Genomic DNA, 14,222 nt, shown 5'->3' on the forward strand with positions numbered 1-14,222 from the left:
ATTAGTCATTTTGACTTGAATCTTTAATTAACGAGAGTATAAGGGGAAATAAATGGTTCCTTTTTAATCCAAATAAAATAGGGAGGATAAGTATGAAACTGCGAAAAGTGATGATTATTGGCGTGGGTAATGTGGGATCAACAACGGCTTATACACTGGTTAACAGAGGTATTTGTGAAGAAATTGCACTTGTTGATCTTAATAAAGAATTAGCCTATGGACATGCGCAAGATTTATTAGATGCGGCGGCCTATCGACAAAATATGATTAAAGTCAGTTTACGCGAATCGACCGATTGCACTGATATTGATATTGCGATTATCACTGTAACTTCAGGCATAGCTCAAAAAAGCCGAGAAGAAGAGCTTGCTGGAACCTCTAAAATCATTGCCAGCATAGTACCTGATATGATGAACAATGGTTTTAAAGGTATATTTTTAATTGCCACCAATCCTTGCGATGCCATTACATATCAAGTCTGGAAGCTATCTGGCTTACCTCGTCACCGAGTGATAGGTACAGGGGTATGGCTTGATACGGTACGATTACGTCGATTACTGGGCGAAAAAATGGACATAGGTCCACAAAGCATTGACGCTTTTATTGTGGGCGAACATGGTGATTCACAGTTTCCAGTTTGGTCTCATTCATCGGTTTATGGGATTAATCTTAATGATTTAGAAAAAAACAAAATCGATTTTGAACAAATTGGCACCCAAGCTCGAAAAATGGGCTTTGAAATAGCTAACCGCAAGCACTGCACCGAATATGGCATAGCTAGCACTATCACCGAAATTTGCCAACATATATTCACTAATAGCCACCGAGCATTAGCGCTGAGTTGTATTTTAGACGGCGAATATGGCTATAAAAATGTTGCAATTGGTGTTCCTGCTATTTTAGACCAACATGGTATTAAAAAAGTGATTAAGCTTGACTTTACCGAAAATGAAAAACAACTCTTTGAAAAAAGTGTCAATATTGTAAAAGGGTATATTGATCATATCAAATTATCGTAGCACAAATTATTTTCGCTATTGCTTGAATAGCGCGCTAACCTAGCGTTATCTATTTGTGGCGTCATTGCATACACAATACGCCACGAACAAGGTTTTTATTACGATCATGGAAGAAGAAATAGTTTTGAAATATAACTGCTAATCTTCTAAGATGATTTTAAGTTGGTTTTTAAGTTGATGATACTCAGCATCACTTAAAAAATGGTAACGGGTATCTCTAATATAGCTGGCGATTTTTTTATATGTATTAAGATGCTCAGATACGGGATAGCAAGCAATATAATCATTAAAAGCAGCAACATCAGCAACGTCAGCAAACTGCTTTTTATCGAGGCTGTTTAAATAGCCTTTAAGGTCAAGAGATTGGCAATTAGGCTTATGCTCTTCTCGCCAAAATTGATTGTTTTTAAATTGATAAGTTAAATTAACATTCGTTTTATAGTCATAATGGTTATCTTTGATATCAATAAAATAAGCTAGAGAATAATCAGCGTTGATATGAACATGGAATAAATTATTAAGCGCTAAAGATGAATAAAGAAATATATGATCTTCATGCCCAGTTTTGGCTGACAAAATAAGCTCATCTAAATATTTTCCATTTTCATCAAAAGCATTTAATACATTTAAATCCTCTAAAATTCCTTCGCCTTCACTATCAAAGGTCAGGCTATAAAGCACAAATCGAATATTATCGATTTCAAAACGGCCAATAGCGGTAAGATCTTTTAATGTAAAATAACGTCGTTCTTTATCTAGGGGATTATCATAATATTGATAATCATCATCATCAAAATGAAAAAACTTGCTATCCACAAATTTACCTTTAGCCAGAGTATGAGTATCAAACGGCATAGATAACACGGGTAAACTTTGGTAAAAATCATCAAAAGTGGCAAAATGCTCCCTATGTTTATATTGAGATGATGCAGTTTGAGTATTGGCGAACGTATAATTAGTATTAAACCAACTAAACAACAATATAGTTAATAACAATGGTATTTTTTTCATGGTTGCAGTTTTCCTAGTTATTTCCTTTTATCAGTGGGATATTGCACACTATTATTTCTTATTTTAATTTTGCATATTAAATCGATACTCTGTATAGAGTTATTAAAATCAATCACAATCAACATGCAACCTTCTTTTAGCACATTGCACACACTCAAACAAATAACCAACAAGCGCCCCGTCTTTCGATAAAGACGATTTTATCAATTCTTCGGGATAGTCTTGGATATCATCTAAGATTTCATCAAAATAGGGTTCAATTTCTTTGGCTCCAACATAACCAATAAAAGCACAAGGTTCATTACAATGTGATAACCAAACTTCTTGTTGCCATGATGAATAACTTGGGGTTTTTAATACTATTTCGTCTAACATTTCGGGCGGGACATCTTCTACACCATAATTATCATTGAATTGACCCTGATATTTTTCTGCAGCCGACCCATCGGCAATACACCATGGGCAGATATAATCAGGATCTTCAACACAATAAGGTACCAAATTATATTTTATTGTTCGTTTTTGATTACAAACGGAACAAATCCCCTCTTCATTAACAAAAATATCGAGTTGATATGCATTTGGATGATATTTAAACGTAGGCAGGCACATCTTAAATTCCTTCAATATTGTAATAGTAATTATGATTATATAGCTTACGTTAGTTTGATACAAAATGATAAAATATTACCGCATGTTAATTAATGATTTTAACTAACTAATTATTGTGGAAACAGACATTTAAACCGTATACTAAGGTTATTTATGAAAAATAGGATATTAGCAATTTACCATTGTTAGTTATTATTCATCAGGAATATACAACGATTATCTTATGACGTTCCTCATAATCATAGTTTATCATTTTGGGTTGATGATTATGGCGGTGATGCAATCTATTTTTATAGAAAACAAAAAATGAAAAAAGTGAACAGGGAGTTATCTACCCTCAAAATATATATTCTGTAATTAATGTAAAACTTTATCATTTAACTGTTTCGATCATTTTTAACAAGTTAATGCTAAACATCTAATTTGAATTTATATATAATGTTGGCCCAATAACTAAGATTTTAGATATTAACTTCGGAGCCCTCTCATGCAGCAGTTTCGTCCTATCCGCCGTGCTTTACTTAGTGTGTCCGATAAAACTGGTATTTTAGAGTTTGCCAAAGCCTTATCAGAACGAAATGTGGAACTTCTTTCAACAGGGGGAACGGCAAAATTGTTAATGGAAAACCAGATACCGGTAACGGAAGTTTCTGACTATACCGGATTTCCTGAAATGATGGATGGACGAGTTAAAACGTTACATCCCAAAATTCATGGCGCCATTTTAGGGCGACGAGGGATTGATGATGACGTGATGCAACAACATCAAATTACGCCAATCGATATGGTGGTTGTCAATCTTTACCCATTTGCACAAACGGTTGCTAATGCCAATTGCACGTTAGAAGACGCCGTTGAAAACATCGATATTGGTGGCCCAACGATGGTGCGATCTGCCGCTAAAAATCATAAAGATGTTGCCATTGTGGTCGATTGTGATGATTATGCCAATATCATTAACATGATGGATGATAACCAAAATTCCCTTTCTTTTGAATATCGTTTTAACCTTGCTATTAAAGCCTTTGAACACACAGCTAACTATGACGGCATGATTGCCAACTATTTTGGGCAATTAGTCCCCCCTTATATGGGGCAAACCAATGAGCCATCGGGTGAGTTTCCTAGAACGTTAAATCTACAATTTATTAAAAAACAGAATATGCGTTACGGCGAAAACGCCCATCAGCAAGCGGCTTTTTATGTTGAGCAAGATGCCAAAGAAGCCTCGATTGCAACGGCAAAGCAACTGCAAGGTAAAGCGCTTTCTTATAATAATATTGCCGATACTGACGCTGCACTTGAATGCGTAAAATCATTTGACGAGCCCGCTTGTGTGATTGTAAAACATGCCAACCCTTGTGGTGTTGCCGTTAGCGATAACATTTTAAACGCTTATGAAAAAGCCTTTAAAACAGACCCCACTTCAGCTTTTGGTGGCATTATTGCGTTTAATAGACCGTTAGATGCTAAAACTGCCCAAGCGATTGTTGATAAACAATTTGTTGAAGTGATTATTGCACCTTCAGTTAGCCAAGAAGCGCTCATCATCATTCAAGCTAAAAAAAATGTGCGCGTGCTTGAATGTGGTGAGTGGTCAACATCAGCGTCAGCAAGTTTAGATTTTAAACGTGTCAATGGTGGTTTGTTAGTACAATATCGTGATTTAGGCATGATATCGCCAGATGCATTAACGGTAGTCACCAAACGTAAGCCAACCGACCAAGAGCTTTCTGATGCGCTATTTTGTTGGAAAGTGGCTAAATTTGTTAAATCAAATGCCATTGTTTATGCAAAAAATAAAATGACAATTGGTATTGGTGCAGGGCAAATGAGCCGAGTTTATTCCGCAAAAATCGCGGGCATTAAAGCGCAAGACGAAAATCTAGACGTTGCTGGTTCTGTTGTTGCATCAGATGCATTTTTCCCATTTAGAGATGGGGTTGATGCCGCTGCCGCAGTAGGGGTGACTTGTGTGATTCAGCCCGGTGGATCGATTCGCGATGACGAAGTGATCCAAGCGGCCAATGAACGCAATATTGCAATGATATTTACGCATATGCGCCATTTTAGGCACTAATTTTAGACCTTAATAGGGCGACCTTGTTTATTATTAAAAAGACATCATTAAAGGATCTTTTATGAAAGTTTTAGTCATTGGTAATGGTGGGCGCGAACATGCACTTGCTTGGAAAACCGCACAATCACCATTGGTTTCTAAAGTCTTTGTTGCACCAGGCAATGCTGGTACTTCTCTAGAGCCTAGCTTAGAAAATATCAACATCAAAGCTACCGACGTAAGTGGTTTGCTTAGTTTTGCTCAGCAAGAACAAATCGATTTAACTATAGTGGGACCCGAAGCTCCGTTAGTAATTGGCATTGTTGATAGCTTCCAAAAAGCGGGATTAAAAATCTTTGGACCAACTAAAGCCGCTGCACAACTTGAAGGGTCAAAAGCCTTTACTAAAGACTTCTTAGCTCGCCACAAAATCCCCACCGCAGAATATCAAAATTTTACCGAAGTCGCTCCAGCTATTGCCTATATTCGTGAAAAGGGCGCACCGATTGTGATTAAGGCTGACGGGCTAGCCGCTGGTAAAGGGGTGATTGTTGCTATGACAGTGAAAGAAGCCGAAGATGCTGTGCGTGATATGCTAGCTGGTAATGCCTTTGGTGATGCCGGTCACCGAGTAGTGATTGAAGAGTTTCTTGATGGTGAAGAAGCCAGCTTTATTGTCATGGTGGATGGCAAAAATGTCGAAACCATGGCAACAAGCCAAGACCATAAACGAGTTGGTGATGGTGATACAGGATTAAATACTGGTGGTATGGGGGCTTATTCGCCAGCACCAGTGGTGAGTGATACTGTTTTTAAACGAATAATGGATGAAATCATCTACCCAACGGTTAATGGTATGGCGCAAGAAGGCAGTGTTTATGTTGGCTTTTTATATGCGGGTGTAATGATTGATAAAGAAGGTAATCCAAAAGTTATTGAGTTTAATTGCCGATTTGGCGATCCCGAAACACAACCAATAATGATGCGAATGCAATCAGATCTAGTCAAACTCTGTTTGGCTGCGCTTGATGGTAAATTAGATACCGTACAATCAAAATGGGATCCAAGACCCGCATTAGGCGTAGTCCTAGCAGCAGGCGGTTACCCAGGTGAGTATAATACCCAAGATGTGATCCTTGGGCTACCGGCAGAATCAACCGAAGATTGCAAAATTTTCCATGCTGGTACCAGTTTAGAAAAAGGTCGCATTTACACCAATGGCGGGCGTGTGCTGTGCGTTACCGCATTAGGCAATACCATACTTGAAGCGCAACAGCGTGCTTATGAGCAAATAAAAGATATCTATTGGCATGGTTGTTTTTATCGTAAAGACATTGGTTATCGTGCGATTGAACGTGAACAAAACAATTAGCGGTGATTGGTTGTTTTTTTTGAAAAAAAACAACCAACTACTATCAAAAAATCAGTCAGAAAACGTATTGATTTATTTTTTTAAGAATTTTTTTCAATTAAAACCTGTGCCAACCCTTTTTTTTACAACAATTTAAAATTAAATAAAATCATTGTATTAAAAAACAGCTCAAAAAAAGGGTTTTCAAAGATGAAATTGTCGTTTATCTTTATACAGCAGGACTTATCGAATCTTAAGTTCTTTAACGCCGTATAGGCGGTTTAGAAACCAGCGGGTTGGAGTCGTGATTATTCACTTAATCTTTAACGCCGTATAGGCGGTTTAGAAATTTTTCTTTAATTGAGTTAATTAACACTAATGCTTTAACGCCGTATAGGCGGTTTAGAAAGGGTCCATTCGGTAGAGACCCTTTAATATTACCTTTAACGCCGTATAGGCGGTTTAGAAACAGCGACCGAATAAGATAAATAGGACGATTCCCTTTAACGCCGTATAGGCGGTTTAGAAAAAGATAAATACGATAACCCGTTCTTTTTTTCTCTTTAACGCCGTATAGGCGGTTTAGAAAGTTATTACTTACGGACGGTTCATCCCTATGTACTTTAACGCCGTATACGCGGTAATTAAAATAAAATCATAAAGATAATTATAAAAACAAAATAACTTCCCAAAATAATTGGCTATGTTGTTTGTCTTATTCCAGTGTCAGAATATGACGCTAATATAGCCATTTAGCACGCTAAACAGGGATGTTTGGCGAGGCTATGCTATGCTTCGCCGAGAGCCAAATTTGTTTGGAACAAATTCTAACATCTAAGCAAAGCGAAGATGGCCTCGAAGAGGCAAGTATCAGAATGATACGAGTAATTGCGCTGGGCAGTCAAAGATCACATTCTACAGCCTTGCGCGGGGGTTTTTAGGGAATTTGGCCAAAATGTTCTCATTATTTGGGATTTTGATTCTTATCGTTTTTTAAGTCTAGTATCGAATACTGACACAATCCTACTTTAAAATAGATTAACAACTCTTTGATGCTTGTTTATAAATTGAATCTTCATTTTAAGTTATACCACTCTATGTTATGCTAGAGATAATATTAGTCACAGGATATTCCTTATGATAAAAGATCCATTTTTTGATCGCGAAGCTGAGAAGTATGATTCCCCTATTGCTAGCCGTGAGCTTATTTTAGATTACCTTAAACAAGAAGCAAAACCGGCAAGTTTAGAAAAGATTGCCCAAGCTGTTGCCATTAAAGATGAAGAACAAAAAGTGGCGTTGCATCGTCGTTTGCGGGCTATGGAGCGTGACGGGCAAGTTGTATTTACGCGCCGTAAATGTTATGCCTTACCTGAAAAGTTTGATATGGTTAAAGGCAGTGTGATTGCGCATCGTGATGGATTTGGTTTTTTACGCGTTGAAGGGCGCCTTGAAGACTATTTTTTATCGCCAGAGCAAATGAAAAAAGTCTTGCAAGGGGATGTGATCTTAGCGCAGCCAATGGGCACTAAAAACCGTGGAAAAATGGAAGCGCGGGTTGTACGAATTTTAGAACCGCGCAATAATCAAATTGTTGGGCGGTATTTTATTGAGCAAGGCGTTGGTTTTGTTGTGCCTGATGACAGCCGTTTAAACTTTGATATTTTAATTGCGGGCAAACCTGATCGCACGGTTCGTATGGGAACGGTAGTCGTGGTTGAGTTACAGCAACGCCCAGAACGTCGTCAAAAAGCCGTTGGCATCATAAAAGAAGTGCTTGGTGAGATCATGGGGACTAATTTGGCGATTGATATTGCACTGCGAAACCACGAAATTCCTTATGAATTGCCACAAGCTGTTGAAAAAGAGATGAGCAAATTCACCGAACAAGTGCCAGAAAGTGCTAAAAAAGGGCGAAAAGATCTGCGTCAATTGCCTTTAGTCACTATTGATGGTGAAGATGCACGGGACTTTGATGATGCGGTTTATTGCCAAAAAAATCGTGGTGGGGGCTATCGTTTATGGGTGGCGATTGCCGATGTGAGTTATTATGTTAGACCTGATAAAGCCTTAGATAAAGAAGCCTGCTTGCGTGGTACATCGGTTTACTTTCCATCACGAGTTGTACCAATGCTTCCTGAAGTATTATCTAATGGACTTTGTTCGTTAAATCCACAAGTTGATCGTTTATGTTTAGTTTGCGAAATGACCGTGTCTAACAAAGGGCGATTAACAGGATATGAGTTTTACGAAGCGGTGATGAATTCACATGCTAGATTAACTTATACTAAAGTGGCTAAAATTTTAGAGGGTGATAAAGAGTTACGTCAACATTACCAAGCGTTAGTGCCACATCTTGAGAATCTGTATGGATTATATAAAGTGCTTGATAATGCACGAATTGCACGCGGTGCGATAGGGTTTGAATCAGATGAGCCAAAATTTATCTTTAATGCCGATAAACGTATCGAAAGTATTGAGCTTGCACAACGTAATGTGGCACATAAAATTATTGAAGAGTGTATGATTTTAGCCAATGTTTCGGCAGCAAAATTAGTGATTGATGCGCAAGTGTCATCATTATTTCGTGTGCATGACCGGCCAGATGAAGATCGAATGAACAATCTGCGCAGTGTATTAAGTGAACTTGGCTTATCGCTAGGTGGTGGCGCTAGTCCAAAACCGAAAGATATCGCCGAATTAATGACGGTGGTTGAAATGCGTCCCGATCATGATATGTTGCAAACGGTAATTTTACGCTCCATGAAGCAAGCCATTTATGATCCTGAAAATCGAGGGCATTTTGGTTTAGCGCTTGAGGAGTATGCGCACTTTACTTCGCCAATTCGTCGTTACCCAGATTTGTTATTACATCGAGCGATTAAATGGATTTTAGCTGACCAACAGCAAAAAACCAGTAAGACTGGCGGACATTGCTATACCACCAGCGACATGCTCTATTTTGGTGAACATTGTTCAATGACCGAACGGCGTGCTGACGAAGCCGTGCGTGATGTGGTTGATTGGCTCAAATGCGATTATATGCAAGATCATGTTGGTGAAGTATTTAACGGTACGATTTCAAGCGTAGTTAATTTTGGTTTCTTTGTTCGATTAGACGATTTTTTCATTGATGGTTTAGTGCATGTTTCCTCGTTAGAAAACGACTATTATATTTATGATGCTTCGCACAATCGTTTAATTGGTGAAAATACACGTTTTACTTATCGTTTAGGCGATAAAGTGCAAGTAAAAGTCGATAATGTTAATCCAGAAGAACGTAAAATTGATTTTTCGCTGGTTGGCAGTAATAATAAGCCAAAACGTCAAGGTAAAACAGCAAAAGAGAAGTCTAAACAAGCCCAAACCGATCAGCATGCTGATTTGCCGCTTAAGCGAAAACGCAAAAAATCAACTAGCGAAAGTAGTGCTAAGCCAAGTACTAAAAAAAAGGCCAAACCGAGTGCGAAATCAAGCACGAAAGTTGAAGCGAAAGCTAAAAGTAAAAAACGTAGCAAATCGAAACCAAAATCAGTTAATAAAACAAAAGAGTAGCAAATAAATGAGTGAAACAGTTTATGGCCTGCACGCCATTGAAGCATTATTAGCGCGTTCGCCAGAAAGAATCATTGAAGTATTTATTATTAAAGGGCGTGAAGATAAACGCCTTATCGCCGTTGTGCGTCAATTAGAGCAACTTGGCTTGCCAGTGAAAATTGCTAATCGCCAATGGTTAGATGAAAAATCTAAAAATGGGGTACATCAAGGTATTTTAGCCATGGTTAAACCAAGTCGAGGTTATCAAGAAAATGATATTCCTTTACTTATGGAAGGGCAGCCAAACCCCGTTATCTTAATTTTAGATGGTGTGACCGATCCGCATAATTTAGGCGCTTGCATAAGAACTGCTGATGCCGCGGGTGTGGATTTTATTATAGTGCCAAAAGATCGCTCAGCACCCCTTAATTCCACCGCACAAAAAGTAGCGTGTGGTGCGGCTGAAAGTGTACCGGTGGTTAGAGTGACCAATTTAGCACGCACGATGCGAATGTTACAAGATGAATATCAAGTTTGGATTGTGGGCACTGCTGGCGAGGCGGATAGAACGCTTTATCAAACTGATTTTTATAAAACATCAACAGCGACTTCACTTGCTTTGGTGATGGGGGCGGAAGGTGAAGGGATGCGCCGTTTAACCAAAGAACACTGTGATGAACTAGTGAGCATTCCCATGGCTGGTATCGTGTCATCACTAAATGTATCGGTAGCAACGGGTGTTTGTTTATTTGAAATTGTTCGGCAAAAATCAGCCATCAAAACCTAATTTAGATGGTTATAACCGTATTGGCTATCTAACTACTTAATTTTCATATTAAATCAATAGATTAGTTGAGATTCAATACGGTTAATTAAAACAATCGTAAAAATATATTAACAAACATTTTTTTTATTAGCATGAATTTTTCATTTGTCTTTAAAAAATTAAGTAAACAAATGAGTATAATTTTGTCAAAAAGTTTCAGGTAACCCTACGTTTCAGTAAAAAATATTGTTTTTTAGATTGTTAAATGCTTTTTTAACAAGTCGCGATCTTATTCTGATTATCCTTATTTATACTTTTTCATAAAATGTTTTATTTTTTATTATATAAATAGACATTATTCAATGTTGATGTAACGGACTTTGCTAAAGTGGATTACTCAGAATTATTGAATGAGTTGAAGTAAATGGTGTTGGATCGCGCCATAATGTATTACCCTAAATAGGTAATTTATACTCGTGAGTACTGCCTAGTATTTTATCTATGGGAAACATTTATCATTGCTTGAAAACAAATTTCCCATGTATTTTTTCAATCCCAAAAATCGTGTAATGACAGCACAATAAAATTACTGGGTATATTATAAAATTAAGGGTAACCCATGATGATATCAGCAAATCAATACCAATCGAATTGATTAAATAACGCTGATATAAATAAGGATTTTGAATTAACTGATAAATAATTATAAAAATGAGGCTAATTAAAATGCCAATAAGTAAACCACAAAAGACTAAACCTGACGGTTTTTTTATTTTGTTTAAAATGAAGATTGAAATAAGAATAAAACAGAAATAACACAATCCATAATACATTAAATAATAATATTCAGGTGTATGGTATTGTCTTTTGATAAAACGATAACACCATTGATAACTTAACAATCCTCCAACACAATTAAACAATAATATAATAATTAGCTTAATGATTTTCATTGACTAGCCTTTTTTTATCTTCAATTTCTTTAACTGCTTTATCTAAAGATGAAGGGAAAAAACAACGCTCTTTTACCCCGTATTCATCCAAAACAGATGAAATAGCCCATGCACAATACAAAACACCACCGCGAGTTGCATAGTTTCCATTAAGCACTCTTTCTTCAATATTGAGCGCTTGCTCACGTGTTAAAGTAATTTTACGCTGAGTAACATAATCACCATCTTCTACATGGTATTTTACAAATTCTTCTATTGAAAAAGGAATGCTCCCATCATCATAAAAAGCCTCTGCTTGCCCTCGATATTGCCGCATATAGCCTCCATTAGGATCGAAAATTAATGGGGATTGACCTTTGATATGAAGGTATAGAGCGGAATGGGAATCACGTCTAACAATATCATATCCCAAAATGGAAACTGCATAAGTCATAGTAAACAAATATGCCTCTACCTCTTGCTGGGAGTCGTTTTTAGCTTGATTGGTTAAATTATTGTATATTTTATTTTCTCTAACCAAAGTATTGGTTATATTGGTCATATTGGTTAGATTGTTATCGTTATTCTTTTTCTCTACATCAACAAAAATTGTACTTTTAGTTGCTATAATTTTGTTACAACCTATAGGTGTACATTGGCATGCAATAACGCAACCATTATAAGCAGCTGGTTTACCTGTAATGATAAAATTATAAGCGCCTTCAATAATTTTTCCTGTACTTTTACATTTAGGGCATGATGCATAATCGCCTATACAAGCTATACCTTGATTTGCGTAAAAACCTTGTCCCGATGCTGAAATTACTTTGCCACCAGTCGTGGTATCATCGCCAAGAATAGCTACCCGCTGACTCATAACAGTACCTCCGTTTAATATTTATACATAATTTTTAAAATTATATGAAATTGATATAAAAAAACAATCTTAAATTATGGAGATTTATGAATAAAATAAGTGATTTTGCTTAGCGCATGCAGTTATACTGCTCAATATAACCATTTTGATAAAGGTAGGCTAATTTAACTATAATCTATAGAAATAATACCGTGTAGCCCAGTGGATGAAAGCTTTCCGTAAATTTTTTGCCGTTATCGATGTGTATTTTTTGTCGCTAGTTGTAGCCAACATTCTAAAATGCCGACGAAGTTAGTCGGCATTGTTATTTTAAGTACTAGCTTTTTATTAGGTCAACATCGATCCCTAATCCTTTGGCAACTCCAGCGCCATAATCAGGATGCACTTTGTAGAAGTGTTTAAGCTGTCTAATTTGAATGTCCCGCTTCACATTTTTCATTGAGCCAACGATATTATCAATAAGCAGTTGTTTTTGATCGGGATTCATTAAATTAAATAGTGCGCGTGGCTGTGAGTAATAATCCCCATCCACACGATGATCATGCCTATCCATTGTTCCTGCTGGGACATGCATTGGCGGTTCGGCATATTGTGGTTGCTGTTTTGGTGCGCTATCGACGCTATTAGGCTCATAGTTAGGGGCATTATCAGGGGTATAAAAACGCATTGCGCCATCGCGTTGATAATTATGCACAGGGCATTTTGGCGCATTGATCGGTAATTGTTGATAATTAGTACCAATACGATAGCGGTGTGCATCGGCATAAGCAAAAATTCGGCCTTGTAGCATCTTATCTGGTGATAAACCCGTTCCAGGCACCACATTGCTTGGTTCAAAGGCAGATTGTTCAACTTCCGCAAAATAGTTTTCTGGATTACGGTTGAGTTCCATCACGCCAACTTCAATTAATGGATACTGTTTTTGTGACCAAACTTTAGTGACATCAAACGGATTTTCAGGATGGTTATTGGCTTGCTCTTCGGTCATAACTTGTATATAAAGCCGCCATTTTGGATAGTCCCCACGCTCAATGGCTTTGAACAGATCTTCTTGTGCAGAATCAGGATTAGTTCCATCTATTTCCGTTGCTTTTTTAGGATGGATATTTTTGATCCCCTGTTCGGTTCGAAAATGCCATTTAACCCAAGTTCGTATGCCATCTTTATTAATTAAGCTATAGGTATGGCTACCATAACCGTGCATATGACGATAACCATCAGGAATGCCACGATCCGAAAATAAAATAGTGACTTGATGAAGTGATTCTGGCGATAAAGACCAAAAATCCCACATCATTTGTGGATCTTTTAAATTAGTTTTGGGATCACGCTTTTGCGTATGAATAAAGTCAGGAAATTTGAGTGGATCACGAATAAAAAATACCGGGGTATTATTGCCTACAATATCCCAATTGCCTTGGTCGGTATAAAACTTGACTGAAAACCCACGGGGATCTCGCGCTGTATCAGATGAGCCTCGCTCTCCTCCTACTAACGAAAAGCGAGCAAAAATTGGAGTTTGTTTACCAACACTGGCAAATAGGCTAGCGTAAGAATATTGGGTGATATCATTGGTGACTGTAAAAGTACCATGTGCGCCAGAACCTTTGGCGTGGACTCGTCGTTCAGGGATATTTTCACGGTTAAAATGAGCAAGTTTTTCGATAAGCTGAAAATCATCTATCAACACAGGACCTTGGGGACCGGCAGTTCGGGAGTTTTGATTATCGGCTATTGGGGCACCATTATTAGTGGTGAGTTCTTTTTTTTCTGACATTGCAACACTCCTTTATATGATATTAAAAAAGCCTTGAGGGATAAATACTCAATTGTTTTTTGAATATTGTGTCCCAGAGACTTTGTTTGGGACTTGTAGAGCGTGATAAAAAAGATCATATTTAAATGATCTTACCTACTTTAAAAAAATCTATTTTACTTTTCAAGTAGAATATTTTTGATTTAGAGATTTATAAATATTGGTTTGCAAAACGTAAAGTTGTTTCAATAAGGCCTTTAAAAATCACATAATTCATTAGAAAATGCCGAACTGTTTATACT

9 protein-coding genes and 1 CRISPR repeat array are annotated in these 14,222 nt (G+C 37.3%); of the genes, 5 read left to right on the forward strand and 4 right to left on the reverse strand.

Going from position 1 to position 14,222, the window contains the following annotated elements:
- Window positions 1-92 precede the first annotated feature (92 nt).
- Window positions 93-1,019: an L-lactate dehydrogenase gene (locus tag A9G24_RS05205; protein ID WP_065638083.1), complete on the forward strand. Its 927-nt coding sequence runs from the start codon at window positions 93-95 to the stop codon at window positions 1,017-1,019.
- A 138-nt stretch (window positions 1,020-1,157) separates the two neighbouring features.
- Here the strand turns inward: A9G24_RS05205 and A9G24_RS05210 are convergent, their stop codons facing one another.
- Window positions 1,158-2,030: a hypothetical protein gene (locus A9G24_RS05210; protein ID WP_065638084.1), complete on the reverse strand. Its 873-nt coding sequence runs from the start codon at window positions 2,028-2,030 to the stop codon at window positions 1,158-1,160.
- A gap of 108 nt (window positions 2,031-2,138) precedes the next feature.
- Window positions 2,139-2,642 carry a CbrC family protein gene (locus A9G24_RS05215; RefSeq protein ID WP_065638085.1) on the reverse strand — a complete coding sequence of 168 codons (504 nt, stop codon included), beginning with the start codon at window positions 2,640-2,642 and terminating at the stop codon, window positions 2,139-2,141.
- A gap of 487 nt (window positions 2,643-3,129) precedes the next feature.
- Here A9G24_RS05215 and purH point away from each other — a divergent pair, with 487 nt between their 5' ends.
- The 4 genes from purH to rlmB all read left to right on the forward strand — a co-directional run bounded on the left by purH (window position 3,130) and on the right by rlmB (window position 10,376).
- Window positions 3,130-4,722, forward strand: coding sequence for a bifunctional phosphoribosylaminoimidazolecarboxamide formyltransferase/IMP cyclohydrolase (gene purH, locus A9G24_RS05220; protein WP_065638086.1), 1,593 nt, complete (start codon window positions 3,130-3,132; stop codon window positions 4,720-4,722).
- A 61-nt stretch (window positions 4,723-4,783) separates the two neighbouring features.
- A complete protein-coding gene (gene purD / locus A9G24_RS05225) occupies window positions 4,784-6,073 on the forward strand; it encodes a phosphoribosylamine--glycine ligase (RefSeq protein WP_065638087.1) in 1,290 nt (429 codons plus the stop codon).
- Window positions 6,074-6,312: 239 nt separating this feature from the next.
- Window positions 6,313-6,701: a CRISPR direct-repeat array (repeat unit 28 nt; unit sequence CTTTAACGCCGTATAGGCGGTTTAGAAA).
- Window positions 6,702-7,189: 488 nt separating this feature from the next.
- The gene (gene rnr / locus A9G24_RS05230) at window positions 7,190-9,607 is read left to right on the forward strand and encodes a ribonuclease R (protein ID WP_065638088.1); all 2,418 of its coding nucleotides are present in this window, start codon (window positions 7,190-7,192) and stop codon (window positions 9,605-9,607) included.
- Between the two features lie 7 nt (window positions 9,608-9,614).
- Window positions 9,615-10,376, forward strand: coding sequence for a 23S rRNA (guanosine(2251)-2'-O)-methyltransferase RlmB (rlmB, locus tag A9G24_RS05235; RefSeq protein WP_065638089.1), 762 nt, complete (start codon window positions 9,615-9,617; stop codon window positions 10,374-10,376).
- Window positions 10,377-11,294: 918 nt separating this feature from the next.
- On the opposite strand, the gene A9G24_RS05245 is transcribed toward rlmB, so the two are convergent.
- A complete protein-coding gene (locus A9G24_RS05245) occupies window positions 11,295-12,164 on the reverse strand; it encodes a PAAR domain-containing protein (protein WP_065638091.1) in 870 nt (289 codons plus the stop codon).
- A 316-nt stretch (window positions 12,165-12,480) separates the two neighbouring features.
- The gene (locus tag A9G24_RS05250) at window positions 12,481-13,941 is read right to left on the reverse strand and encodes a catalase (protein WP_065638092.1); all 1,461 of its coding nucleotides are present in this window, start codon (window positions 13,939-13,941) and stop codon (window positions 12,481-12,483) included.
- Between the last annotated feature and the right edge of the window lie 281 nt (window positions 13,942-14,222).

Source organism: Gilliamella sp. App6-5 (assembly GCF_001690525.1).
In the GTDB taxonomy this organism is placed as follows: Bacteria; Pseudomonadota; Gammaproteobacteria; order Enterobacterales; family Orbaceae; genus Gilliamella; species Gilliamella apicola_H.

What these genes read in the sequence shown, in the direction of transcription:
- A9G24_RS05205 (WP_065638083.1), top strand. Translation starts at nt 93, where the DNA reads ATGAAACTGCGAAAAGTGATGATTATTGGCGTGGGTAATGTGGGATCA.
- A9G24_RS05210 (WP_065638084.1), bottom strand. Translation starts at nt 2,030, where the DNA reads ATGAAAAAAATACCATTGTTATTAACTATATTGTTGTTTAGTTGGTTT.
- A9G24_RS05215 (WP_065638085.1), bottom strand. Translation starts at nt 2,642, where the DNA reads ATGTGCCTGCCTACGTTTAAATATCATCCAAATGCATATCAACTCGAT.
- purH (WP_065638086.1), top strand. Translation starts at nt 3,130, where the DNA reads ATGCAGCAGTTTCGTCCTATCCGCCGTGCTTTACTTAGTGTGTCCGAT.
- purD (WP_065638087.1), top strand. Translation starts at nt 4,784, where the DNA reads ATGAAAGTTTTAGTCATTGGTAATGGTGGGCGCGAACATGCACTTGCT.
- rnr (WP_065638088.1), top strand. Translation starts at nt 7,190, where the DNA reads ATGATAAAAGATCCATTTTTTGATCGCGAAGCTGAGAAGTATGATTCC.
- rlmB (WP_065638089.1), top strand. Translation starts at nt 9,615, where the DNA reads ATGAGTGAAACAGTTTATGGCCTGCACGCCATTGAAGCATTATTAGCG.
- A9G24_RS05245 (WP_065638091.1), bottom strand. Translation starts at nt 12,164, where the DNA reads ATGAGTCAGCGGGTAGCTATTCTTGGCGATGATACCACGACTGGTGGC.
- A9G24_RS05250 (WP_065638092.1), bottom strand. Translation starts at nt 13,941, where the DNA reads ATGTCAGAAAAAAAAGAACTCACCACTAATAATGGTGCCCCAATAGCC.